This is a genomic window from Mycobacterium sp. NGS48, assembly GCF_059812585.1.
Genome location: NZ_JCALCY010000003.1, coordinates 425,637 through 448,727, shown reverse-complemented (window position 1 = coordinate 448,727; position 23,091 = coordinate 425,637). Strand labels below are relative to the sequence as shown.

Annotated in this window: 25 protein-coding genes and 1 pseudogene; 6 read left to right on the top strand and 20 right to left on the bottom strand. The window is 68.1% G+C overall.

Annotation, left to right across the window (positions count from 1 at the left end; translation table 11 throughout):
* Positions 1–26: 26 nt before the first annotated feature.
* From AC5Y42_RS09030 to AC5Y42_RS09015, 4 genes are read right to left on the bottom strand one after another with little or no spacing between them, the layout of a single operon-like run.
* On the bottom strand, positions 27–386 hold the full coding sequence (locus tag AC5Y42_RS09030; protein ID WP_499897441.1) for an antitermination protein NusB: 360 nt from the start codon (positions 384–386) through the stop codon (positions 27–29).
* A complete protein-coding gene (gene nusB, locus AC5Y42_RS09025) occupies positions 383–871 on the bottom strand; it encodes a transcription antitermination factor NusB (protein ID WP_499897439.1) in 489 nt (162 codons plus the stop codon). Before nusB ends, AC5Y42_RS09030 begins: the two co-directional genes overlap by 4 nt.
* Position 872: 1 nt before the next feature.
* Positions 873–1,430: an elongation factor P gene (gene efp / locus AC5Y42_RS09020; RefSeq protein WP_499897438.1), complete on the bottom strand. Its 558-nt coding sequence runs from the start codon at positions 1,428–1,430 to the stop codon at positions 873–875.
* 7 nt (positions 1,431–1,437) lie between these two features.
* The gene (locus AC5Y42_RS09015) at positions 1,438–2,538 is read right to left on the bottom strand and encodes a M24 family metallopeptidase (protein ID WP_499897436.1); all 1,101 of its coding nucleotides are present in this window, start codon (positions 2,536–2,538) and stop codon (positions 1,438–1,440) included.
* Positions 2,539–2,572: 34 nt separating this feature from the next.
* Between AC5Y42_RS09015 and AC5Y42_RS09010 the strand changes: the two genes are divergently transcribed.
* Positions 2,573–3,277, top strand: a complete 705-nt coding sequence (locus tag AC5Y42_RS09010) for a B-4DMT family transporter (protein ID WP_499897434.1) — start codon at positions 2,573–2,575, stop codon at positions 3,275–3,277.
* On the opposite strand, the gene aroQ is transcribed toward AC5Y42_RS09010, so the two are convergent.
* The 10 genes and pseudogenes from aroQ to AC5Y42_RS08960 all read right to left on the bottom strand — a co-directional run bounded on the left by aroQ (position 3,274) and on the right by AC5Y42_RS08960 (position 12,844).
* Entirely contained in the window at positions 3,274–3,702 is a 429-nt protein-coding gene (aroQ, locus tag AC5Y42_RS09005; protein ID WP_499897432.1) for a type II 3-dehydroquinate dehydratase, read from the bottom strand. The genes AC5Y42_RS09010 and aroQ overlap by 4 nt on opposite strands.
* Positions 3,699–4,787, bottom strand: coding sequence for a 3-dehydroquinate synthase (gene aroB / locus AC5Y42_RS09000; protein WP_499897430.1), 1,089 nt, complete (start codon positions 4,785–4,787; stop codon positions 3,699–3,701). Before aroB ends, aroQ begins: the two co-directional genes overlap by 4 nt.
* Positions 4,788–4,942: 155 nt before the next feature.
* A pseudogene (locus tag AC5Y42_RS08995) lies at positions 4,943–5,458 on the bottom strand (shikimate kinase); the annotation flags it as partial.
* The gene (gene aroC / locus AC5Y42_RS08990; RefSeq protein WP_499897429.1) at positions 5,458–6,663 is read right to left on the bottom strand and encodes a chorismate synthase; all 1,206 of its coding nucleotides are present in this window, start codon (positions 6,661–6,663) and stop codon (positions 5,458–5,460) included. The gene aroC and the pseudogene AC5Y42_RS08995, both read right to left, overlap by 1 nt.
* Positions 6,664–6,723: 60 nt before the next feature.
* On the bottom strand, positions 6,724–7,113 hold the full coding sequence (locus AC5Y42_RS08985) for a prepilin peptidase (protein WP_499897597.1): 390 nt from the start codon (positions 7,111–7,113) through the stop codon (positions 6,724–6,726).
* Between the two features lie 33 nt (positions 7,114–7,146).
* Complete coding sequence (locus AC5Y42_RS08980) at positions 7,147–7,953, bottom strand: shikimate dehydrogenase (RefSeq protein WP_499897427.1); 807 nt, start codon at positions 7,951–7,953, stop codon at positions 7,147–7,149.
* Positions 7,931–9,109 (bottom strand): endolytic transglycosylase MltG, encoded by a 1,179-nt coding sequence (locus AC5Y42_RS08975; protein ID WP_499897426.1) that lies wholly within the window; start codon positions 9,107–9,109, stop codon positions 7,931–7,933. Before AC5Y42_RS08975 ends, AC5Y42_RS08980 begins: the two co-directional genes overlap by 23 nt.
* Before the next feature lie 55 nt (positions 9,110–9,164).
* Positions 9,165–9,665: a Holliday junction resolvase RuvX gene (gene ruvX / locus AC5Y42_RS08970; protein WP_499897425.1), complete on the bottom strand. Its 501-nt coding sequence runs from the start codon at positions 9,663–9,665 to the stop codon at positions 9,165–9,167.
* A complete protein-coding gene (gene alaS, locus AC5Y42_RS08965; RefSeq protein WP_499897423.1) occupies positions 9,666–12,362 on the bottom strand; it encodes an alanine--tRNA ligase in 2,697 nt (898 codons plus the stop codon). It lies immediately after the preceding gene.
* Positions 12,363–12,454: 92 nt separating this feature from the next.
* Positions 12,455–12,844, bottom strand: a complete 390-nt coding sequence (locus tag AC5Y42_RS08960) for a secondary thiamine-phosphate synthase enzyme YjbQ (RefSeq protein ID WP_499897595.1) — start codon at positions 12,842–12,844, stop codon at positions 12,455–12,457.
* Positions 12,845–13,020: 176 nt separating this feature from the next.
* Between AC5Y42_RS08960 and AC5Y42_RS08955 the strand changes: the two genes are divergently transcribed.
* The gene (locus AC5Y42_RS08955; protein ID WP_499897592.1) at positions 13,021–13,641 is read left to right on the top strand and encodes an antibiotic biosynthesis monooxygenase; all 621 of its coding nucleotides are present in this window, start codon (positions 13,021–13,023) and stop codon (positions 13,639–13,641) included.
* On the opposite strand, the gene AC5Y42_RS08950 is transcribed toward AC5Y42_RS08955, so the two are convergent.
* Genes AC5Y42_RS08950 through AC5Y42_RS08940 form a run of 3 tightly spaced genes read right to left on the bottom strand, consistent with a single transcriptional unit; the run spans position 13,638 to position 17,099 of the window.
* The gene (locus AC5Y42_RS08950) at positions 13,638–14,549 is read right to left on the bottom strand and encodes an HpcH/HpaI aldolase/citrate lyase family protein (protein WP_499897421.1); all 912 of its coding nucleotides are present in this window, start codon (positions 14,547–14,549) and stop codon (positions 13,638–13,640) included. The two genes, AC5Y42_RS08955 and AC5Y42_RS08950, sit on opposite strands and share 4 nt — an antisense overlap.
* Before the next feature lie 16 nt (positions 14,550–14,565).
* Complete coding sequence (locus tag AC5Y42_RS08945) at positions 14,566–15,750, bottom strand: CaiB/BaiF CoA transferase family protein (RefSeq protein ID WP_499897590.1); 1,185 nt, start codon at positions 15,748–15,750, stop codon at positions 14,566–14,568.
* Entirely contained in the window at positions 15,750–17,099 is a 1,350-nt protein-coding gene (locus AC5Y42_RS08940) for an LLM class flavin-dependent oxidoreductase (protein ID WP_499897420.1), read from the bottom strand. The genes AC5Y42_RS08945 and AC5Y42_RS08940 overlap by 1 nt, the downstream gene beginning before the upstream one ends.
* A 69-nt stretch (positions 17,100–17,168) precedes the next feature.
* Between AC5Y42_RS08940 and AC5Y42_RS08935 the strand changes: the two genes are divergently transcribed.
* On the top strand, positions 17,169–17,816 hold the full coding sequence (locus AC5Y42_RS08935; protein ID WP_499897418.1) for a GntR family transcriptional regulator: 648 nt from the start codon (positions 17,169–17,171) through the stop codon (positions 17,814–17,816).
* A 3-nt stretch (positions 17,817–17,819) separates the two neighbouring features.
* On the opposite strand, the gene AC5Y42_RS08930 is transcribed toward AC5Y42_RS08935, so the two are convergent.
* Positions 17,820–19,160 carry a replication-associated recombination protein A gene (locus AC5Y42_RS08930; RefSeq protein WP_499897417.1) on the bottom strand — a complete coding sequence of 447 codons (1,341 nt, stop codon included), beginning with the start codon at positions 19,158–19,160 and terminating at the stop codon, positions 17,820–17,822.
* A gap of 97 nt (positions 19,161–19,257) precedes the next feature.
* Between AC5Y42_RS08930 and AC5Y42_RS08925 the strand changes: the two genes are divergently transcribed.
* Complete coding sequence (locus tag AC5Y42_RS08925) at positions 19,258–20,166, top strand: hypothetical protein (RefSeq protein WP_499897416.1); 909 nt, start codon at positions 19,258–19,260, stop codon at positions 20,164–20,166.
* Here the strand turns inward: AC5Y42_RS08925 and AC5Y42_RS08920 are convergent.
* On the bottom strand, positions 20,159–21,004 hold the full coding sequence (locus AC5Y42_RS08920) for a DUF3097 domain-containing protein (protein ID WP_499897414.1): 846 nt from the start codon (positions 21,002–21,004) through the stop codon (positions 20,159–20,161). The genes AC5Y42_RS08925 and AC5Y42_RS08920 overlap by 8 nt on opposite strands.
* A 10-nt stretch (positions 21,005–21,014) precedes the next feature.
* Positions 21,015–21,941: a TIGR00341 family protein gene (locus AC5Y42_RS08915; RefSeq protein ID WP_499897588.1), complete on the bottom strand. Its 927-nt coding sequence runs from the start codon at positions 21,939–21,941 to the stop codon at positions 21,015–21,017.
* Positions 21,942–21,977: 36 nt separating this feature from the next.
* On the opposite strand from AC5Y42_RS08915, the gene AC5Y42_RS08910 reads away from it, so the two are divergent.
* Positions 21,978–22,367 carry an MmcQ/YjbR family DNA-binding protein gene (locus AC5Y42_RS08910; RefSeq protein WP_499897412.1) on the top strand — a complete coding sequence of 130 codons (390 nt, stop codon included), beginning with the start codon at positions 21,978–21,980 and terminating at the stop codon, positions 22,365–22,367.
* A gap of 319 nt (positions 22,368–22,686) precedes the next feature.
* Positions 22,687–23,079: a transglycosylase family protein gene (locus AC5Y42_RS08905; protein WP_499897408.1), complete on the top strand. Its 393-nt coding sequence runs from the start codon at positions 22,687–22,689 to the stop codon at positions 23,077–23,079.
* Positions 23,080–23,091 lie beyond the last annotated feature (12 nt).

Below are 23,091 nucleotides of genomic sequence, written 5' to 3'. Positions count from 1 at the left end.
GGCGGTTTCGTCGACGTGGGCCGTCGTCAGCTCTCCAGTTCGTCGTCCTGAGAACCACGGCTGATGGCCATCCGCCGCCATCCCCGCGCCGGCACCTCGGTGACATCGGACAGCGAGCGCACCACGGCCTGCGTCAGCCCCATGATGGCGGCCATCACCGGAAGCAGCGGCGAGAGCGGCTTGGCCACTGAGCGAACCGTATTGATGCGCCGGGCCACCACGTAACGCTCGATCGAGTGATACAGCCACGCCCCGACACCCAGCGCGTAAATCGCCAGCGTCGCCGCGATCGCCGCCTGCCCGTAGGCCGCGCACACGACGGCGCCCAGCACCACCGTCGCTGCCAGCACGCCGGCGATGACCACCCGCAACTCCAGCCGGGTCACAACTGGTGGTTGCCTCCCCGGAGGGCTTGCGAGGCAGCGCGGATCTGGGGTGTCACCAGCATCACCTGTCCGAGCACTCCGTTGACGAACCCGGGCGAGTCGTCGGTAGACAGCTCCTTGGCCAACTGCACGGCCTCGTCGACTGCGACCGGCTCCGGCACGTCGTCGGCGTGCAGCAACTCCCACACCGCCACCCGCAGGATGGCCCGGTCCACCGCCGGCAGTCGTTCCAGGGTCCAGCCCTGCAGGTGCGACGCGATCAGCTCGTCGATATGGGCGGTGTGCTCGGCGACCCCGCGAGCCACCGTCTCGGTGTACGCATGCAGCGGCGCGACGTCGGGTTTCGCCGCTGCCAGCGCGGCCCGGGCGTCGGCGACCTCAACCGGTGTCAAACGGCGGGCCTCGGCCTCGAACAACAGGTCGACGGCGCGTTTGCGGGCCTGATGACGTCCCTTGATAGGCCTCGCCGGCTTGGCATCAGCCACGTCAAGCACGGCCGAGGTAGCTGCCGTCGCGAGAGTCGACTTTGAGCTTGTCGCCGGTGTTGATGAACAGCGGCACGTTGATCTGCGCACCGGTCTCCATCGTTGCCGGCTTGGTGCCCGCGCTGGAGCGGTCGCCCTGCAGGCCCGGGTCGGTGTGGGTGACCTGCAGCTCGACGGTCACCGGCAGCTCGAGGTACAGCGCCGACCCATTGTGGAAGGCGACCTGTACCGGCATGCCCTCCAGCAGGAAATTCGCGGCGTCGCCGACCAGCGACTCGGGCAGCGGGTGCTGCTCGTAATCCTGGCTGTCCATGAACACGAAGTCCGAGCCGTCGCGGTACAGGTAGGTGGTGTCGCGGCGGTCGACGGTGGCCGTCTCCACCTTCACTCCGGCGTTGTAGGTCTTGTCGACCACCTTGCCGGAGACGACGTTCTTCAGCTTGGTGCGCACGAACGCCGGCCCCTTGCCGGGTTTGACGTGCTGGAATTCGACGATCTGCCACAGCTGGCCGTCGATCACCAGCACGAGTCCGTTCTTGAAGTCGGCAGTCGATGCCACGAGTCTCCTAGAGAATGGCCAGTTCCTTGGGGAACCGGGTCAGCAATTCAGGGGTCTGCCCAGGCGCTTGCACCGCGTCCGACACAACGAGGGTGTCTTCGATGCGGACACCGCCGCGGTCGGGCACATAGACACCGGGCTCCACCGTCACCACGGAGCCCGCCAGTAGTGTACCGGCGGCGCCGGCACTGATCCCCGGCGCTTCGTGGATCTGAAGCCCCACCCCGTGGCCGAGGCCGTGGCCGAAATGGTCACCGTGCCCGGCGTCGTCGATAACCCGGCGCGCCGCGCCGTCGACATCGGCCAGGCTCGCTCCGGCCCGCAGCGCCTCGCGGCCGGCTTGTTGGGCGGCAGCGACCAGTTGATACATGTCGTGCTGCCAATCGGCGGCCGCACCCAGCACGAAGGTACGGGTCATGTCGGAGTGATAACCGCCGACCAACGCGCCGAAGTCGATCTTGACGAAGTCACCGGTGGCCAGCACCGCGTCGGTGGGCCGGTGATGTGGGATCGCCGAATTGGCTCCGGCGGCCACGATCGTCTCGAACGAAGCGCCGTCGGCGCCGTGGTCGAGCATCAGGGCCTCCAACTCGCGGCCCACCTGGCGTTCGGTTCGGCCCGGCCGCAGACCGCCGCGCTGCACCAATTCGGCCAGCGCGGCATCGGCCGCCTCGCAGGCGAGCCGCAGCAGGGCTACCTCGCCGGCGTCTTTGACCTCGCGCAGCGCTTCGACCGTCCCCGACGCGCGGACCAGCTCGGTGCCCATGGCCTCGCGGGACAATGCGTCGAACCCGTCCACGGTGACGACGTGGCTCTCGAAACCCAACCGCTGCACGCCGGCGGCGACAGCGCGTCCGGTCAGGTAACGACCGCAGGCCCGCTCGATGGCCACCTCCACGTCGGGTGCCTGCTGAGCGGCCTGGGTGCGGTAGCGGGCGTCGGTGGCCAGCACCGAAGTCCGGCGGTCGCCGAAGACCAGCAGCGCGGCATTCGAGCCGGTAAATCCGGAAAGGTATCGCACATTGATCAGGTCGGTGATCAGCATCGCGTCCAGCCCGTTGCCGTCAATTCGGAAGCTGAGATTGTCTCGACGCTGAGAATGTGTCACGCCCGACGACGGTACTCGTCTACGCTGTGCCCTCATGACTAACTGGATGCTGCGCGGTCTGGTCTTTGCCGCCGCGATGGTCGTCGTCCGCTTGTTCCAGGGGGCATTGATCAATGCCTTTCAGACTGCGGCCGCCATGATCAGCATTGTGCTGCTGCTGATCTTCCTCGCCGGCGTCGTCGTCTGGGGCCTGATCGACGGCCGCGCCGATGCCAGGGCAAACCCCGACCCGGACCGTCGTGACGACCTGGCGATGACGTGGCTGCTGGCCGGCTTGATCGCCGGGGTACTCAGCGGCGTGGTCGCCTGGCTGATCGGACTGGTCTACAAGGGCCTCTATGTCGGCGGGCTGATCAACGAGATCACCACGTTCGCCGCCTTCACCGCGCTGCTGGTGTTTTTGGGCGGCATCGCCGGGGCGACAGTCGGTCGTTGGCGCACCGACCGCAAAGGCGATTACGCCCCCCGTCCCGGAGCTGAAGAGGACCGGGTCGACACCGACGTGTTCGCCGCTGTCCGGCCCGACGACGCGACGGCTGCCGCCGAGGGCGGCGCAATGCGCGAGGAGCAAGCCGGTGCCGTCGCCACCGCCGAGCGCGACGAGCACACTCCGCAGCCGGCCTACAGCGAGTCACCGACCGAAGAAATCAAGCTGGCCGATTACGACCAGGAGACCGCCGCGGCGGCGGAGGCGGAGCAGACCGAGCCGGCCCCCAAAACCGAGAAGGATCAGCGCTAAACGCCGGCCAAGTAGCGCAGCGCCAGCAGATAACCCTGCACGCCGAGACCGACGATCACCCCGGTGGCGATCGGACTCAGATACGAATGACGCCGAAACTCCTCGCGGGCGTACACATTGGAGATATGCACCTCGATCAACGGCGCGCGTAGCTCGGTGCACGCGTCACGCAATGCCACCGACGTGTGCGTCAGACCGCCGGCGTTGAGGATCACCGGCTCTGCGGCATCGGCCGCGGAATGAATCCAGTCCAGCAGCTGCGCTTCGTTATCGCTTTGCCGCACAACCACTTTCAGTCCCAGCTCGGCGGCCTCGCGTTCGATCATTGCGGCCAGATCGTCGTGGGTGGTGTCGCCGTACACGTCAGGTTCCCGGCGGCCCAGCCGGCCCAGATTCGGTCCGTTGATCACGTTCACCGTCGTCACTGGGCTGCGACCTCCGCATAGGCGGCCACCAGCAGTGCCGGGTCCGGGCCCTCCAAGCGGCCGGGCTTGGCCAGCCCGTCGAGGACCACGAACCGCAGCACGCCGGAGCGGGTTTTCTTGTCACCGGCCATGTATTCCATTAACTGGGGCAACGCGTCGGCGTCATAGCTGACCGGCAATCCCAGGGAGGTCAGGATTGTGCGGTGCCGGTCGGCGGTGGCGTCGTCGAGCCGCCCGGCCAGCCGGCCCAATTCGGCGGCGAACACGAGGCCCACCGACACCGCGGCGCCGTGGCGCCACTGGTAGTGTTCCCGCCGCTCGATGGCGTGGCCCAAAGTGTGCCCGTAGTTGAGGATTTCGCGCAGCTGCGATTCCTTCTCGTCGGCGGCTACGACCTCGGCCTTGACCGTGACCGCGCGGCGGATCAGCTCTGGCAACACGTCGCCGGTCGGGTCCAGCGCGGCCCGCGGATCAGCTTCGATGAGATCCAGGATCACCGGGTCGGCGATGAAACCGGCTTTCACGACTTCGGCCATGCCGGCCACGATTTCGTTGTGCGGCAACGTCTCCAAAGTGGCCAGGTCGACGAGCACGGCGGCCGGCTGGTGAAAGGCGCCCACCAGGTTTTTACCGGCATCGGTGTTGATCCCGGTCTTGCCGCCGACGGCCGCGTCGACCATCCCGAGCAAAGTGGTGGGTATGTGCACAATGTCGACGCCCCGTAGCCAGGTCGCCGCCGCGAAGCCGGCCACGTCGGTGGCGGCTCCGCCGCCGAGGCTGACCACCGCGTCCTTGCGCCCGACTCCGATGCGGCCCAACACCTCCCAGATGAAACCCACCACCGGCAGATCTTTGCCTGCTTCGGCATCCGGGATTTCGATACGGTGTGCGTCGGCGCCCTTGTCGGCCAAGCGCTTTCGGATTACCTCGGCGGTCTCGGCCAGCACCGGCTGATGCAAAATCGCCACCCGGTGTCGACCAGAGAGCAGTTCGTCGAGTTCGGTGAGCAGCCCGGTGCCGATCACCACCGGGTAGGGCGGGTCGACGGCCACCTGCACGGTGACCGGCGTGGCGATGTCGCTCATTTGCGTGCTCCGGCGCGACGGGCGGCCAGCGCGGCGGGGGTGGCCGGAGTCGGTGGCGTCGCCGGCTTTTGGGGCGCGGTGTCGGGGCTGCCTTCCAGCGCGGATGGCGACGTGCGCCGCCATGGCGCGCGACGGCGACCGCGACCCGCGGTGCCCGGGTCGTCGAGCCGCGACACGATGTAGTTGACGACAGCTCCGGGATTACGGCGATTGGTGTTCACCCGGATGGTGGCGACGCGCCGGTACAGCGGAATCCGCTGGGACATCAGCGCTTTGAATTTCGAGCACTTCTCGGCCTCGTCTTTCGCGGCCAGCAACGGGCGCACGGTGTTGCCGCCGGTGCGGCGCACCCCTTCGGCCGCGGTGATCTCCAGGAACACCACCGTGTGGCCGGCCAGTGCGTCTCGGACGCCCGGGGTGGTGACGGCACCGCCGCCGAGCGACAGCACCCCGTCGTGATCGGCCAGCGCCTGACGGATGACCTGCTCCTCGATCCGACGGAATTCCTGCTCGCCGTCGGCGGCGAAGATATCGGCGATGCTGCGCCCGGTCTGCTGCTCGATCGCGGCGTCGGTGTCGAGCAGCTCGACCCCGAGGGCTCTGGCCAGCCGTCGTCCGATCGTGGACTTGCCCGATCCGGGCAAACCCACCAGTACGGCCCGGGGCGCCATTACCCCGACACCCGAGCTTCGGCGGCGGGTTGCCGCTCGGCGACCGAGCGCAGGTAGGCGTCGACGTTGCGGCGGGTTTCGGTCAGTGAATCGCCGCCGAACTTATCCAGCACCGCACGGGCCAACACCAGCGCCACCATGGTCTCGACCACCACACCGGCGGCCGGCACCGCGCACACATCGGAGCGCTGGTGAATGGCGACGGCCTCGCCACCGGTGGCCATGTCGACGGTGGCCAGTGCCCGCGGCACGGTGGAAATCGGCTTCATCGCCGCGCGCACCCGCAGCGGCTGCCCGTTGGTCATACCGCCTTCCAGCCCGCCGGCCCGGTTGGTCGAGCGGACGATGCCGTCGGCCCCGGGATACATCTCGTCGTGGGCGCGGCTGCCGCGGCGCCGGGCGGTTTCAAACCCGTCACCGATGCCCACGCCCTTGATCGCCTGGATGCCCATGACCGCGGCCGCGAGTTGACTGTCGAGTCGGTTGTCGCCGCTGGTGAACGATCCAAGACCGACCGGCAGGCCCACCGCGACGGCCTCCACCACGCCGCCGAGGGTGTCGCCGTCCTTTTTGGCGGCTTCGATCTCGGTGATCATGGCTTCCTCCGCCGCCTTGTCGTAGGCCCGCACCGGGCTGGCGTCGATCGCGGCGAGGTCTTCGGGCTGCGGCGGCGGGCCGTCGTAGGGCTTCGACGCGCCGATGGACACCACGTGGGAGAGCACTTCGACACCGAGGGCCTGGCGCAAGAATTGCCGGGCGATGGTGCCGGCGGCGACGCGGGCGGCGGTCTCGCGGGCGCTGGCACGCTCCAGCACCGGGCGGGCGTCGTCGAAGCCGTACTTGAGCATGCCGGCGTAGTCGGCGTGGCCGGGCCGCGGCCGGGTCAACGGCGCATTGCGGGCAACCTCGAGCGCCGCCGCGTCGACCGGGTCGGCAGCCATCACTTCTTCCCACTTGGGCCATTCGGTATTGGCGATCTCGATGGCGATCGGCCCGCCCAATGTGCTGCCGTGCCGGACCCCGGCCAATACGGTGACCTGGTCGCGTTCGAACTTCATCCGCGCGCCGCGGCCGTAGCCGAGACGGCGACGGGCCAGTTGGTCGGCGATGTCCTCGGAGGTGACGGTGACTCCGGCGACCATGCCCTCGACCACGGCCACCAGCGCACGGCCGTGGGATTCGCCAGCAGTGGTCCAACGCAACACGTGTCCCATCCTCCCACGCCGGGTTCTCACCACCCAAAAGCCGGCGTGACGCTGGCGAGGTCAAAATATCGCCAGGCCCACCGCCGCCAGGCTCGCCAAACACATCGCCGGGCCGTGCGGCACGGTTCGGACGCCTCGAAGCAAAGCGGCCACGCCCGTCGCCGCGGTCAACAGCGGCGCACCCAACGCGGCCAGCAACCACACCTCGACGCCGAAGCGGCCGGTCAGCGCGCCCAGGGCGAGCGCCAACTTCACATCTCCCCCGCCCATCGCCGACGGCGACGCCAGATGCACCAGCAGATACACCGCGGCCAGCGCCGAGCCGCCGGCCAACGCCGGCACACCGCGGTCGGCGATGACGGCGGCCAGCAGGATCACCACAGCCCCGGGCAGCGTCAACCAGTTGGGTAGCCGCCGCGCTGCGATGTCGTAGCCGGTCAGTGCGCCCATCCACAGCAACACCGCCGCCGTCACGGCGGGAGGCTAACCCAACGCCGCGGTCATCGCCGCTCGGGGCGCGGGTTGCCCTGTGAATTGTTCGACCTGCGTGAACGCCTGGTGCAACAGCATCTGCAGGCCGTTGATCACCCTCCCGCCGGCCGCGCTGACCGCGGCGGCCAGCGGCGTCGGCCACGGGTCGTAGACGGCGTCCAACAACACCGGCGCCCGGCCCAAAACGCCCGCATAACGCTCGGCCACATCCGCCGGCAGCGTGTTGACCAGCACCCCTGCGGCGGCCACCTCATCGGCCAGTTCAGCGCTGTCCAGCTCGCAGAACCGGGTCGCCACGCCGATCCGGTTGCCCAGCTGTACCAACCGGGCGGCCTTGTCGGGATTGCGCGCGGCGACGGTGACGCCGCTGGCACCGAGGTCGGCCAGCGCGACCACCACCGCCGGTGCGGTGCCGCCGGAGCCGGATACCACCGCGTGTCCCGACGCGGTGCCGAGCGCGCCGACGACGCCGTCGACGTCGGTGTTGTCGGCCCGCCAGCCGTGGGGAGTGCGCAGCAGCGTGTTGGCCGAACCGACCAACTCGGCGCGCGGGGTCCGCTCGTCGGCGAACGCCAGCGCGGCGAATTTGCCCGGCATCGTCACCGAGACACCCACCCACTCCGGCCCGAAACCACGGACTACGCCGGGCAGCTCCTGAGCGCCGCATTCGATGCGGTCGTAGGTCCAGTCCGGCAGGCCCAGGGCGCGGTAGGCCGCCAAGTGCAACTGCGGGGAGCGCGAATGCGCAATCGGCGAGCCGAGGACGCCCGCCCGTCTACCGCGCGGAGTCGAGGACACCGTTGTGTTTGGCCAGCTCGATATTGGCCAGATGCTGCTGGTAGTCCCGGGTGAACAGGGTGGTGCCCTGGGCGTCGATGGTGACGAAGTACAACCAGTCACCGGGCTCGGGGTGTTCGGCGGCCGACAGTGCGTCGGTGCCGGGCGAACAGATCGGTGTGGCGGGAAGCCCCTCGGACATGTAGGTGTTCCACGGTGTGGGCTGCGCGCGGTCGGCGTCGGTGGTGGCGACCTCCCGGCGATCCAGCGGATAGTTCACCGTCGAGTCGAATTCCAGCGTGCGGTGCTCGGCGAGCCGGTTGTAGATGACTTGGGCCACCTTCGGGAAGTCCTCCGGTGTGGCCTCGCGTTGCACCAGCGACGCCACCACCAGCACCGCATGCGGTGACAGGTTCATCGCGTTGGCGGTATCGAGCAGTCCGGACTTCACATAGTTCACCGCGCTGGTACTGATCAGCGTCGACAGAATCGTCTGCGGGGAGGCCGACGGGTTGACGTTGAACGTTCCGGGCGCGATCAAGCCCTCGATCCGGCGGTGATCGGCGCCCATGTGTGTCATCGGATCGACGGCCCAACCGGGCACTCCCAGCTTCGACGGTGGGGTGTCGGCAGCCGCGGTCCGCAGGTCGGTCACCGACGCGCAACGCCGGTTCCCGTCGAGTTCCACACAGGTGGCCCGCGAGATCAGGGTGAAAATACCGGGCGTCGCGGCGTTGGTCTTGACGTCGGTGGTGTCGTCGAGTTGACGGCCCTCGGGGATGACCAGCCTGCCCACCCGGCTGTCGGGGTCGACGAGTCGTTCGACGGCCGACGATGCGGGAATCTCGGTGCGCATCCGGTAGAAGCCGGGCTGAATGGCCGAGATGGCGGAGTTGCCGTGCGCGGCGTCGATGAACGCCCGGACCGTGCGGATCACGCCCCGATCGTGCAGGGTCTCGCCGATCGCGGTGGTCGAGTCGCCCGCCTGGACCTGGATGACCACATCCTGTTTGCCGCTGCCGCGGTAGTCGGTCGACGAGCCGAAGGTGTGCCACAACTTGGAACCGACGAAGACAGCCGCGACGACTACGACGATCAGCAGGACCGCGGCGAACCCTCCGACGATGCGCCGACGCCGGCGCCCCCGCTCGGCGCGGATCCGCTCGGCGCGCGTCATTGTGCGGCGAGCCGGCCCAACCGCAACAGGTCGGGCCCGGCCGTGTCCGGGTCCGTCACGCACCGTTGAACTCCCCGGGCAGCGCGGTGCGGCGTTGGTCGAGCCACCCCTGCAGGATCGCCACCGCCGCCGCCTGGTCGATGACTCCGCGCTGACCCTTGGCCCGGACACCGGCCTCCCGCAGCGATCGCTGCGCGGCGACCGTCGTCAGCCGCTCGTCGGCCAGCCGCACCGGGACCGGCGCGATCCGGCGGGCCAGCAGATCGGCCAACTCGATCGCGTCACGCGCCGACGGGCCGGTGCGGTCGGCCAGGGTGCGCGGCAACCCGACGACCACCTCGACCGCGTCGAGTTCGGCGACCAGCTCACCGAGCCGGCGCAGATGGCCGCCGGACCGGTCGCGACGCACGGTCTCCACCGGGGTGGCCAGGATCCCGTCCGGGTCACTGCACGCCACACCGATGCGCACGCTGCCGGCATCGACACCCAGCCGCCGACCCCGTCCGGGATCGTCCCGACCGGGCCGATCCGGTAGGCGGTGCGCTGCGGTATCCACTCAGCTGACCCGCGCAATCTGCGCCCGCAGCGCGTCGAGTGCAGCGTCGATGCCCGCCGGGTCCTTGCCCGAGCCCTGGGCGAGATCCGGCTTGCCTCCGCCGCGCCCCGCGACCGCTCCGGCCAGCTGCTTGACCAGGTCGTCGGCGTGGATCCCGAGGTCCTGGGCGGCAGGGTTGGCGGCGACCGCATACGGCACCGTGCCGCTGTCGCCCTCGGCGATCAACGCGACGACGGCGGGATCGTTGCCGAGTTTTCCGCGGATGTCGCCGACCAGCGAACGCAAATCACCGGCCGTCATTCCCGCCGACATCCGCTGCGCCACCACACGCACGTTACCGATGCGCTGTGCGCCCGCTGCGGCGTTCACCGCAGCGGCGCGCGCATTCGCCAGCCGGGCGCGTTCGAGCTCTTTCTCGGCGGCTTTGAGGCGCTCGACCAGGTTGGCCACTCGGGCGGGCACCTCCTCCGAGGGCACCTTGAGCGACGAGGCCAGCCCCGCCATCAGCGCGCGTTCCTTGGCCAGGTGCTTGAACGATTCCAATCCGATGTAGGCCTCCACCCGGCGCACCCCGGAACCCACCGAGGATTCACCCAGAATGGTCACCGGACCGATCTGCGCCGAATTGTGCACGTGCGTGCCGCCGCAGAGTTCCAGCGAGAATGGCCCGCCGATTTCCACGACCCGCACCTCGTCGGGGTAGCTTTCGCCGAACAGCGCCAGCGCGCCCATCGCCTTGGCCTTGTCGAGTTGTTCGGTGAAGGTGTGCACTTCGAAATCGGCCTGCACCGCCTGGTTGGTCACTTCCTCGATTTGGCTGCGCTGCTCATCGGTCAACGCGCCCTGCCAATTGAAGTCGAACCGCAGGTAGCCCGGCCGATTCAGCGAGCCAGCCTGAACAGCATTGGGCCCCAACACTTGTCGCAATGCGGCATGCACCATGTGGGTGCCCGAATGTCCCTGGGAGGCACCCTTGCGCCAACCGGCGTCAACCGCTGCGACGACGGTGTCGCCCTCGACGAATTCGCCGGACTCCACATTGACGCGGTGCACCCACAGGGTTTTGGCGACCTTTTGCACATCGGTGACCGCCGCCCGGGCGGTCTCACCGGCGCCCGTACCGCTGATCGTCCCGGCGTCGGCGACCTGCCCACCCGATTCGGCATAGAGCGGAGTGCGGTCCAGGACCAGTTCGACGGCGCCTGCTGCCCCTTCTGGGCCATGCGCGATCACCGGCACCCGTTTGCCGTCGACGAAGATACCCAGAATCCGTGCCTCCGAGGCCAACTCGTCGAAGCCGGTGAACTCGGTCGGACCGGCGTCCACCAACTCGCGGTAGGCGCTCAGGTCGGCGTGTGCGTGTTTGCGCGCGGCGGCGTCGGCTTTGGCGCGACCGCGCTGCTCGGCCATCAACTCCCGGAAGCCGGCTTCGTCGACCTGCAGCCCGGCTTCGGCGGCCATCTCGAGGGTGAGCTCGATCGGAAATCCGTAGGTGTCGTGCAGCGTGAACGCATCCGGTCCGGCCAGCACTGTGGCGCCCGACGCTTTGGTGGCGCCGGCCACCTCCTCGAACAGCCGGGAGCCCGACGCCAGCGTGCGGTTGAAGGCGGTTTCTTCGGCCACCGCGATCCGGTTGATCCGGTCGAAGTCGGCGACGAGTTCGGGATACGACGGGCCCATCGCGTCGCGCACGGTGGCCATCAGGTCGCCAACGATGGGATCCTCGATGCCCAGCAGTTTGGCCGAGCGAATCACCCGGCGCAGCAGTCGGCGCAGCACGTAGCCGCGGCCGTCGTTGCCGGGGCTGACCCCGTCGCCGATCAGGATCGCCGCGGTGCGGCTGTGGTCGGCGATGATCCGGTAGCGCACATCGTCGTCAGCGTTGCCGACATCATATTGACGAGGTGCGCGTGCGGCCACGACATCGATGACCGGACGCAGCAGGTCGGTTTCGTAGACGTTGTGCACGCCCTGCAGCAGAAACGCGACCCGCTCGACTCCCATGCCGGTGTCGATGTTCTTGCGCGGCAACGGTCCGAGGATCTCGAAATCCTCCTTGGTGGTGCCCTCGCCACGCTCGTTTTCCATGAACACGAGATTCCAGATCTCGATGTAGCGTTCCTCGTTGACCGCTGGGCCGCCCTCGACGCCGAACTCCGGTCCACGGTCGTAGTAGATCTCCGAGGACGGGCCGCACGGCCCGGGGATGCCCATCGACCAGTAGTTGTCGGCCATCCCGCGGCGCTGGATCCGCTCAGCCGGCAGGCCGGCGACCTCCTGCCACAATTGCGCGGCGTCGTCATCGTCGAAATAGACTGTGGCCCACATTCTTTCCGGGTCCAGGCCATACCCACCGTCGGCGACGCTGCCCGTCAGCAGGCTCCAGGCCAATTCGATGGCGCCACGCTTGAAGTAGTCGCCGAACGAGAAATTGCCGGCCATCTGAAAAAAGGTGTTGTGCCGGGTGGTGATCCCCACTTCGTCGATATCCGGCGTGCGGATGCACTTCTGGATGCTGGTGGCCGTCGGGTACGGCGGAGTGCGCTGCCCCAGAAAGAACGGGACGAACTGGACCATGCCGGCGTTGACGAACAGCAAGTTGGGGTCGTCGAGGATCACCGAAGCACTGGGCACCTCGGTGTGGCCCGCTTTCACGAAATGATCGAGGAACCGTTTCCTGATCTCGTGTGTCTGCACGTGTCCGTCGCTGTCCTAGTAATTAAATCGACCGCATTACCTTACCGGCCTGCACCGATCGGCGATCGTGCCGACCGGCCCCGCCCGGATGGCTACCCGCCGACGAAACTCAACCGCACCGACCGCGTGGGGTTATCCCGGTTGAGGTCGACGAGGACCACGCTCTGCCATGTGCCCAGCAGCGGTTCGCCACCGGCTACCGGCACCGTCACCGACGGCGCCACCAGGGCCGGCAGCACATGGTCGGCGCCGTGGCCCGGCGAGCCGTGCGCGTGCCGGTAGCGGTCGTCGCGGGGCAGCAACCGCTCCAGCGTGTCGACGAGATCGTCGTCGGAACCGGCGCCGGTCTCGATGATCGCCACCCCGGCCGTCGCGTGCGGAACGAACACGTTGCACAGCCCGTCTGCGCGGGCAGCGCAAAACGAGCGCACCGCCTCAGTCAAGTCCACGATGCGGCGACGCTTGGTGTCCACCTCCAGCACATCGCTGTCCACGTTGACCAGCCTACGGGCCGACCTCGGCTACCTACCAATCGCAAGCCCCGACCCGCCGCAAAACCATTGCGACGCTTATCCCGTTGGAGGAAGGTGGTTACTGGACCGGTGGCGCTACCAGGGCGCTGCCGCCGAGCGGATTCGACCAGAAAGGGAGGGTGATCGTGTACGCGCGCTCTACCACCATCGAGGCGCAGCCGTCGTCCATCGACGCGGGCGTCACGCACGTTCGTGATGTGGTCATGCCCACACTCCAACAGATCGACGGATGTGTCGGTGTTTCGTTGTTGGTCGACCGCCAGGCCGGTCGCTGCATCGCGACCAGTTCTTGGGAGTCGCAACAGGCGATGCAGGCCAGCGCCGAGCGAGTACGGCCGGTTCGTGACCAGGCCGCCGAGGCGTTCGGCGGCAGCCCGACAGTCGACGACTGGGAGATCGCCGTGCTGCACCGCGACCACCACTCCGGTCCGGGCGCCTGCGTGCGGGCCACCTGGCTCAAGGTGCGGCCCGACCAGTTCGATAAGGCCATCGAGTTCTACCGGGAGTCGGTACTGCCCGCGATCGAGGAACTTGAGGGTTTCTGCAGCGCCAGCCTGATGCTGGACCGCGCCTCCTGGCGGGCGGTGTCGTCGTCGACGTTCGACAGCCTCGAGGCGATGGAGCGCAACGGGGACGCCGCGCGTTCACTGCGTACCTCTCGGCTGCGCGACCTGGGCACCGACCAGTACGACCTCGGCGAGTTCGAGCTGGCGCTGGCTCACCTGCGGGTGCCCGAGCTCGTCTAAGAGCCGATTCTTCCGTCGATCAGGGCGGCGCGCGCCAGCGTCGCCTGCGCCATCTTGACATGGGCGGCGTCGACGAGAACTCCGTTGACTCCGACCGCGCCCAGGCCCTTTTCCTCACCGTCGCGGTAGGCGGCGACGTTGCGCTCGGCGAGCTCGATCTCCGCCGCCGTCGGCCCATACACCTGGTTGGCTACCGGGACCTGGCTGGGGTGAATGGCCCACTTGCCGGTGTAGCCGAGCAGCCCGGCTCGCCGCGCGTCGCGCTCATACCCGTCGAGGTCGCGGTAGTCGGGGTAGGGCGCGTCGATCGCTTCGATGCCCGCGATGCGGGCAGCGACCAACACCTTGTTGCGGGCGTAGTGCCAAAAATCGCCCGGGTAGTCACCGACGGGGACGAAGTTGGTGTCCACCCTGGCTCCTTGGGACAGCGAGAAGTCGCCGACCCCGAAGATCAACGCGTCCAGCCTGGGGCTGGCCGCCGCGATCTGCTCGGCGTTGGCCAGGCCTTCAACTTCCTCGATCAGCACCTCGAGGGCGATCGGGCGCCGCAACCCCAGCTTGGCTTCCAGCTGCGTCAGCAGCACGTCGACCCACCAGACGTCTCGGGCGGTGCGGGCTTTGGGGATGATGATCGTGTCGAGGTGGTCGCGCGCCTGGGTGACGACCTCGATGATGTCCTCGTGGCACCACGGGGTGTCCAGGCCATTGATGCGAATCGCTCGAACGCTGCGTCCCCAGTCGAGTTCCCTCAGTGCCGCAACGGCTTTGGCGCGGGCTGTCTCTTTGTGCGCCGGCGCGACGGCGTCCTCGAGATCGAGGAACACCAGGTCGGCGTCGGAGGCGGCGGCGTGGGCGAACATGTGGTCGTTGCTGGCGGGGACGGCCAGCTCCGAGCGGCGTAACAACATCGGTGGATCTCCTTGGTTACAGCACGCCGCGAGCGTGCAGGTCGTCGATTTCGGGGGTGGTCAGGCCGAGCAATTCGCCGTAGACCTCGGCATTGTGTTCGCCGAGCCGGGGGCCGAGGTGCTCGACGCGACCGGGCGCCGCGGAGAACCGTGGCACCGGTGCTTGCACGGTCATGGCGCCCAGTTGATCGTCGTCGACTTCGACGAACACTTCGCGGTGGGTCAACTGCTCGTCGGCGACCAGGTCGGTGATGTCGTAAACCGGTGCGGCCGCGACGTTTTCAGCGTCCAGGATCTTCATGGCTTCGGCCAGTGTCTTGCCGCCCACCCAATCGGAGACCACCTGGTCGACCTCTCGCGCCCGCGCCAACCGCCGCTGCGGATCGGCGAAGTCAGCGTCGTCGACCAGGTCAGCGCGCCCGATGGCCCGAAACACCCGCAGCGCCAGTGCCGGCGAGCTGCCCGACATCGCCAGCCAGCGGCCGTCGACGGTGCGGTAGGTGTTGCGCGGCGCCGAGATGTCCCAGCGGTTGCCCGCCCGGCTCGGCACCAGTCCGAGTTGGTCGTAGCCCAGCAGCGTCTGCTCCAACAGCCGCGCCAGCGGATCGATCAGGTTGACATCGATCAACTGGCCGGGCGCCCCGTGCACGTCGCGGTGATACAGCGCAATCATCACCGCGTAGGCGGCGTTCAGCGACGCCACCCCGTCGGCGAGCATGAACGGCGGCAGCGTGGGCGGTCCGTCGGCCTGGCCGGTGATGTTGGCAAAGCCGCTCATCGCCTCGCCGAGTGTGCCGAAGCCGGGTCGGTCGCTTTTCGGGCCGGACAGGCCATATCCGGTGATGTGCAGCATGATGATTCGGTCGTTGACCTTGCGCAGCGTGTCGTAGTCCAAACCCCACTTCGCCAATGTGGAAGGCCGGGTGTTGGCGATCACGACGTCGGCCTGCCCGGCCAGGCGACGCAACAGCGCTTGGCCCTCGGCGACCCGGAGGTCGCAGGTGATCGAACGCTTGTTGCGCGACACCGACTTCCACATCAACCCGACCCCGCCGCGCTGGTGTCCCCAGCCGCGGATCGGGTCTCCGCCACCGGGTTGTTCGACCTTGACGACGTCGGCGCCGAATTCACCGAGGTAGGTGGCCACCAACGGTGCGGCGGCGAGCGTGGCGATGTCGAGCACCCGGATGCCGTCGAGCATCACGCGCTGAGGCAGGCCGGCCGCTGCAAACCCAGGTGGTCGCGCAGGGTCGCGCCGTGGTAGCCGGTGCGGAATAGCCCCCGCCGCTGCAACTCGGGAACCACCATCCGCACCACGTCTTCGAAGGCGCCGGGCAAATGCGTTGCGGCCAGGACGAATCCGTCGCAGGCACCCGTGTGGAACCACTCCTCCATCTGGTCGGCGACCTGTGTGCCGGTGCCGACGAAGCGGGGCCCCTGCAGCAGGGTGGCTCGGTGGCCGGCCAGATCACGCAACGTGACGGTGTCGCCGCCGATGTGGGCGCGCAGGTTCTGCACCAGCCCGCGGATACCGGATACCGATGCGATCAACTCGTCGGTGATCGGGTCATCGAGGTCGTGCCGGGAGAAGTCGTAGTTCATCAGCTCGGACAGCAGGGTGAGCGACGCCATCGGGTGCACCAGGTCGTTGAGGAAGACTTGCTCGCGGTGCTTGGCGTGATCTTCGGACTCGCCGACCACCGCGTAGGCCATCGGGCACAGCTTGACCGACTCCGGGTCGCGGCCGGTGGCGGCGATGCGCTCCTTCTGGTCGGCGTAGTGGCTGCGGGCCACCTCGATTCCCGGGTCGCCGGTGAAGATCAAATCTGCCCAGCGCGAAGCGAATTCACGGCCCCGCCCCGACGAGCCGGCCTGGATGATCACCGGCCGCCCCTGCGGGCCGCGCGGCACGGTCAGCGGCCCGCGCACCGAGAAGTACTCGCCGACGTGGCCGAGTTCGTGCACTTTATCCGGGTCGGCATAGTGCCCGCCGGCCCGGTCGTGCAGCACTGCGTCGTCCTCCCAGGTGTCCCACAGGCCGACCACGGCGTCGAGGAACTCGTCGGCGCGGTCATAGCGCGCGTCGTGGCCCAGATGCGCGTCGACGCCGAAGTTCTGGGCCTCGCTGTCGTTGACCGAGGTGACCACGTTCCACGCCGCGCGACCGCCCGACAAATGATCGAGGGTGGCGAAGCTGCGAGCTACATGAAACGGCGGGTAGTAGGTGGTCGAGCAGGTCGCGCCCAGTCCGATGCGTGATGTCGCCTGGGCGAGCACCCCGAGCACGATGGACAGGTCCAGCTTCACCGGCCGCGCGCCGTAGCGCACCGCGTCGGCGACCGAGCCGCCGTAGATTCCCGGCATCGCCAACCGGTCGTCGAAGAACATCAGGTCGAAGCAGCCCTCTTCGAGTTGCCGGCCAATCTTGGCGTAATAGGAGGCGTCCAGGTAGCGGTGTTCGGTGGCGGGGTGGCGCCATGATCCCGCGTACACCGAGGTGTTGCCGGCCTGCATGAAGGCGACGAGCGCCATCTGTCGCGAAGTGGTCATGCCTTGATGTCTAACATCTGATATATCAGATTTCAAGTGTTAGATGCCTGGTTCGGCTACAGTCGCGCTATGACCAGCAGCGGCGTCGACATTTCCGGCACCGTGCGGGAGCGCGCGGCGCGGGAGTTGCGCGACCGCATCCTCACCGGGACGCTGCCCGCCGGCACCCGACTCGACCTCGACGCGATCACCAAGGAGTTCGCCACCAGCCGCACCCCGGTGCGTGAGGCGCTGCTGGAGTTGTCCTATGAGGGGCTGGTGCGGGTAGCGCCGCGCAGCGGCGTCACGGTGATCGGCATCCGCCCCGACGACGTGCTCGACAGCTTCACCATTCTCGGCGTATTGACCGGTCAGGCCGCGGCGTGGGCGGCGCAGCGGGTCGCCCCCGACGGCATCGATCGGTTGCGCGAGTTGGCTACCGACGTGGAATCGCGGTCCGGGCAGGGCCGCATCGTCGATGCGAATTGGCGGTTTCATCGCGAGATCCACCGGGCCGCGCACTCGCCGCGGCTGATGGCGCAGATCCGCCAGGCCGTGCGGGTGGTGCCGTCGAACTTCCTGGCGGTGTTTCCCGAACACGAGCATCACGCGCTGGAGGACCACCAGGCGCTGGTCGCCGCCCTCGCCGACGGCAATGCCGAGCGCGCCCGCGATATCGCCGAACGCCATGTGCTGGATGCCGGCCGCTCGTTGGCGAGCTCGCTGGCGGCGGGCTAGCAGCTAGCCGCGCTTGCCGCGGATGATCGCGCGCAGCCTGTCCAGCCGGCCCGCGATATCGCGTTCGCCGCCGCGCCCGGTCGGGCGGTAGTAGTCCGAACCGACTATTTCGTTCGGCGGATACTGCTGCGCGACAACGCCATCCGGATGGTCATGGGAGTATTTGTAGCCCTGGGCATTGCCCAGCGCGGCGGCACCCGAATAGTGGCCATCACGCAGATGCGGCGGCACCAGGCCGGCCTTGCCGGCCTTGATGTCGGCCATCGCCGCGCCCAGTGCGGTGGTCACCGCGTTCGACTTGGGTGCGGTGGCCAGGTGCACGGTGGCATGCGCGAGGGTCAACTGGGCTTCGGGCATGCCGATCAGCTGGACGGTCTGCGCCGCGGCGACGGCGGTCTGCAGTGCGGTCGGGTCGGCCATTCCGATGTCCTCGCTCGCCAGGATCATCAGCCGGCGGGCGATGAACCGCGGGTCCTCGCCGGCGACCAGCATCCGCGCCAGGTAGTGCAGCGCGGCGTCGACGTCGGAGCCGCGCACCGATTTGATGAACGCGCTGATGACGTCGTAGTGCTGGTCGCCGTCGCGGTCGTAGCGGACAGCGGCCTCGTCCAGGGACTGCTCGATCGTCTCGACGCTGACCCGCTCCCCCGCCTCGGCCGCCACCTCCAGCGCCGTCAGCGCGCGGCGGGCGTCGCCGGCGGCCAGCCGCACCAGTAACTCGACGGCATCAGCGGCCACGTCGACGCGACCGTTCATACCGCGCGGGTCCTCTATCGCGCGCTGCACCACAGCGCGGATGTCGTCGGTGGAAAGAGGCCGCAGCTGCAGGATCAACGAGCGCGACAGCAGCGGCGCCACCACCGAGAACGACGGGTTTTCGGTGGTCGCCGCCACCAGCAGCACCACCCGGTTCTCCACAGCTGAGAGCAGCGCGTCCTGCTGCGTCTTGGAGAACCTGTGCACCTCGTCGATGAACAGCACAGTCTGCTGGTCGTGCGCGGCGGCCCGGCGCGCCAGATCGATCACCGCCCGGACTTCCTTCACGCCGGCCGACAGCGCCGAAAGCGCTTCGAACCGTCGGCCGGTGGCCTGCGAGATCAACGCCGCCAGCGTGGTCTTCCCGCTGCCCGGCGGACCGTAGAGGATGGCCGAGGCCACGCCCGAGCCCTCGACCAGTCGGCGCAGCGGCGAACCGGATTGCAACAGGTGATCCTGACCGACCACCTCGTCGAGGGTTGCCGGCCGCATACGCACCGCCAGCGGCGCAGCGGCCGACCCGTCGTGAGCGGGTTCGGTAAGACTCGCCGGGACGTCGAACAGACCGTCGGACACGAACTCAGGCATACCACGTCGCCGTCGACGGCGCGTTCTCGGCGGTGAGCACGAATAGTTGTTACGTTCGGCGGACGCGATACTTCAGCCCACCAGCTAGGAGCGGCAGATGAGCGGCCCCCCGGAGCACCCCGGCAGCCCGACCGACCCGCCGGGCGCAAACCCCGGCTATCCACCACCCGGCTCCGGGCCGCCCCAGGGCTACGGGGCACCTCCCGGTTACGGGGCACCCCCGCCCCCGCCCCCTGGAGCTCCGCCCGGCTATGCACCTACCCCGCCCGGCTATCCGCAGCCGGGCGGCTACCCGCCGCCGCACCAGGGATTCGACGTCGGCGATGCGTTCAACTGGGCGTGGAACAAGTTCAGCCAGAACGCCGGCCCGCTGATCATTTCGACCTTGCTCTACATTTTGCTGCTGATGGTGCTCGGCGGTGTCCTGGTGGCGCTGATCTTCGCCACCGCCGATACCGACACGGTGACCGTCAGCGGCGACGGGTACTACGACACCTCGGTCACCGGATCGCTCACTGCCACCTCGATCGTGGTCATGATCATTGGCTACCTCGTCTTCTTCACGCTGTCGATGTTCATCCAGGCCGCTTTCCTCTCCGGCTGTCTCGACATCGCCGACGGCAAGCCGGTGAGCGTCGGATCGTTCTTCAAGCCGCGCAATTTCGGCGCGATGATCCTCACCGCTCTGCTGGTCGGTGTCGTCACCGCGGTCGGTTTGGCGCTGCTCGTCGTCCCGGGCGTCATCGTCGGATTCCTCGCCCAGTTCGCCGTCGCGTTCGTCGTCGACCGGTCCCTCTCACCTGTCGGCGGGTTGAAGGCCAGCATCGGCACGGCCAAGAACAACGTCGGCGGCGCACTGCTGTCCTGGCTGGTGCAGTACGCGGTGCTGCTGGTCGGAACGGTGATTTGCGCCGTGGGTCTGCTGGTGGCCGGCCCGTTGGCGACGCTCATCCAGACCTACACCTATCGACGCCTCTCCGGCGGGCAGGTAGCTCCGCTCAGCTGACCTGCGGCTGGGTCACAAAGTCGATCAGCTCCTCGACCCGGCCGATCAGCGCCGACTCGAGATTCTGCCAGTCCCGCACCCGGCTACGGATGCGCCGCCACGCCGCGGCGATGTCGGCTTGGCTGGTGTGCGGCCAGCCCAGCGCCTGGCAGATGCCGTGCTTCCAGTCCACGCTGCGCGGTATGACGGGCCACTCGGACAAGCCCAGCCGGTTCGGTTTGACGGCCTGCCAGATGTCGACGAAGGGATGGCCGACCACCAGCGTGTGCGGGCCACCGGGTCCCCGATGGACGGCTGCGGCCAGCCGGGCCTCCTTGGAGCCGGGCACCAGATGGTCGACCAGCACGCCCAGCCGCCGCGTCGGGCCGGGGCGGAACTCCTTGACGACACCGACGAGGTCATCGACGCCGCCGAGATACTCGACCACCACGCCCTCGACCCGCAGGTCGTCACCCCAGACCTGCTCGACGAGCTCGGCGTCGTGGCGGCCCTCGACGTAGATCCGGCCGGCCGACGCCACCTTGGCCTGGGCGCCGGCAAGCGCCACCGAACCCGACGCCGTACGCGCCGCGGCCTTGGGTGCGTGGCGACGCGGCGCGGTCAGGATCACCGGCTTGCCGTCGATCAAGTAGCCCGGGCCCACCGGGAAGCCTTGACGGCGACCATTCCGGTCCTCGAGGTCCATGCGCCCGTATTCGACACGCACCACGGCGCCCACGTAGCCGGTCTGCGCGTCTTCCACGACCATGCCCAGCTCCACCGGCAGCTCGACCGAGCGGATTCGTCGTGATCGGTGCGGGTCGTCGGCGAGAACGTCGGTTCCGTAGCGGTCGGTCACCCGAGCGATCCTAAGAACGCCGCAGCCGACTTGCGGTGCCGCCGCGCCGCACGGTCAGCACCAGTACGCCGGCCACCGTGATGCAGACCAAGTTGATCGCCAACTGCGCGACCGATTTTGCGACCACATCCCAATCGCCGGTGGTGGCCGCCACCACCGCAAATCCGGCGGCGGGGACCGTGGTGACCGAAATGAACACTCCGACCAGCGCCGCCGACTTCGCGGACACCAGCGACAGCATGCCGGCGGCGCCGGCCAGTAGCGCGACCACCACCGACAACGGGCCGACCTGAAAGATGAAGTCGACGTGTCGGGGCTCCCGCAGGTTGCCCAGATCCACCCAGCCGACCGCCTCGCCGGCCAGCGTGGCGATCGCGGTCACCACCATCGCCAGCGGAAACCCGACGGCCAGCGCGGTAGACGCGCGCCGGGCCAGGTCCATCCGCCGCCGTACCAGCGCCACCGAGAGCGCCGCCAACGGACCGAACTCCGGGCCGACCACCATCGCGCCGACCACCGTCACCGTCGAGTCGGTGATCACCCCGATCGCGGCGATCAGGCAGGCCAGGCACAAAAACAACAGGAACGTGAGGTTGAGCGTGGACTCCTCGCGGGTGCGCCCGATGAGCTCCTCCCAGACCAGCGCGTCGGCGGGATCACCCGGCGCTTTCTTCTCGGCCCGGTAGGCGGCCTTGGACACCACGGTGTCGATGGCCTCCATGGTGATCGCCCCGCGATCGGCCAGCCCCAGCGTCTTGAGCCGCTCGACGACGTCGTTGGCCACTTCCCGGGCGATATCGGCGGTGAGCAAATCGCCGGCCGGGTCGATGCCCGCCTGCTTGTGCAGCGCGATGTGCGCGACGCCGGGTTCGCGCTCGAGCAGCTTCACCAAGTCGTCCCGCAACTCCGGCGGAGCGATCACCCGCAAGTGCAACACGATCCGCACATTAGCTTGCGGGCGCACAATTACGGGGTGGCCACCTGGGACGACGTCGCCGGTATCGTCGCCGCGCTCCCGCTCGCCGAGGAGCGGTCACCCCACGATTGGCGGGTGGGCAAGAAACTGGTCGCCTGGGAGCGGCCGCTACGTGCCTCCGACCGAGAGGCATTGGCGGCGTCGGGTATTGAGCCTCCTGCCGGCGACATCCTCGGTATCCGGGTAGCCGACGAGGGCGTCAAGTTCGCGCTGATCGACGACGAGCCGGAGGTGTATTTCACCACTCCGCATTTCGACGGCTACCCGGCGGTGCTGGTTCGGCTGGCAGAGATCGACGAGCTCGGGCTGGCCGAACTGCTCACCGAAGCTTGGCTGACACAGGCGCCCAAACGTCTGGTGGAGGAATTCCTCGCCGAGCCGGACTGACGGCCCGGCGGATTTGCGGGGCGGGGCTGAAGTTCCAGCTTGCGCCGCTCCACTGATGTAACTCTAACAACACCTACAACTCTGACCACTTGAGTAACATCAATCACAAAAACATAAATGCGCCACTACAGGCATCAGATATCACTGCAATAACACCGGCAACATTTGCACCGATTTACCGTTTAAACCCCAGAACAACAAGTATCTCGCTAAGCGAATTCAGCCTCAGCTGTTGACAACTTTCACTATGGTTTGTTACATGTCGTTAATGGCGCATCACGGTGCAGCATCCATTTCGAAAACGTTGTGCAAGTCATTGATGAAAGGCGCAGTCGTCGTCGTCGCCATTTCGCTGGTGATTGATCCGGCCACCGGCGTGGCGTACGCCGAAGGGGTCAACTGGGACGCCGTGGCCGAATGCGAGTCGGGAAATGACTGGTCGGCCGATACCGGCAACGGGTTCTACGGCGGCCTGCAGTTCAAGCAGTCGACTTGGGACGCCAACGGAGGTGTCGGCTCGCCGGCGGATGCCTCACGCGAGCAGCAGATCGCGGTCGCTGAACGAACTCTGCGGACGCAAGGACCCGAGGCCTGGCCCAAATGCGGCCCCAACCAGGCGCTGTTTCCGACCGAAGTGGTCAACATTCTGCGGTCGGGGCATCCGGTCCGAACCACGCTGAGAAAACTGTGGTCGAAAGCGATCCCGCATTAGGCGCCACGGCCC

Coding starts and splice junctions, on each gene's coding strand:
- AC5Y42_RS09010 (WP_499897434.1), top strand. CDS start 2,573: ATGACTAACTGGATGCTGCGCGGTCTGGTCTTTGCCGCCGCGATGGTC.
- aroB (WP_499897430.1), bottom strand. CDS start 4,787: ATGAGCGACATCGCCACGCCGGTCACCGTGCAGGTGGCCGTCGACCCG.
- AC5Y42_RS08985 (WP_499897597.1), bottom strand. CDS start 7,113: ATGGGCGCACTGACCGGCTACGACATCGCAGCGCGGCGGCTACCCAAC.
- AC5Y42_RS08975 (WP_499897426.1), bottom strand. CDS start 9,109: ATGACGCGCGCCGAGCGGATCCGCGCCGAGCGGGGGCGCCGGCGTCGG.
- AC5Y42_RS08950 (WP_499897421.1), bottom strand. CDS start 14,549: ATGTTGTTACGCCGCTCGGAGCTGGCCGTCCCCGCCAGCAACGACCAC.
- AC5Y42_RS08945 (WP_499897590.1), bottom strand. CDS start 15,750: ATGCTCGACGGCATCCGGGTGCTCGACATCGCCACGCTCGCCGCCGCA.
- AC5Y42_RS08940 (WP_499897420.1), bottom strand. CDS start 17,099: ATGACCACTTCGCGACAGATGGCGCTCGTCGCCTTCATGCAGGCCGGC.
- AC5Y42_RS08935 (WP_499897418.1), top strand. CDS start 17,169: ATGACCAGCAGCGGCGTCGACATTTCCGGCACCGTGCGGGAGCGCGCG.
- AC5Y42_RS08930 (WP_499897417.1), bottom strand. CDS start 19,160: ATGCCTGAGTTCGTGTCCGACGGTCTGTTCGACGTCCCGGCGAGTCTT.
- AC5Y42_RS08925 (WP_499897416.1), top strand. CDS start 19,258: ATGAGCGGCCCCCCGGAGCACCCCGGCAGCCCGACCGACCCGCCGGGC.
- AC5Y42_RS08905 (WP_499897408.1), top strand. CDS start 22,687: ATGAAAGGCGCAGTCGTCGTCGTCGCCATTTCGCTGGTGATTGATCCG.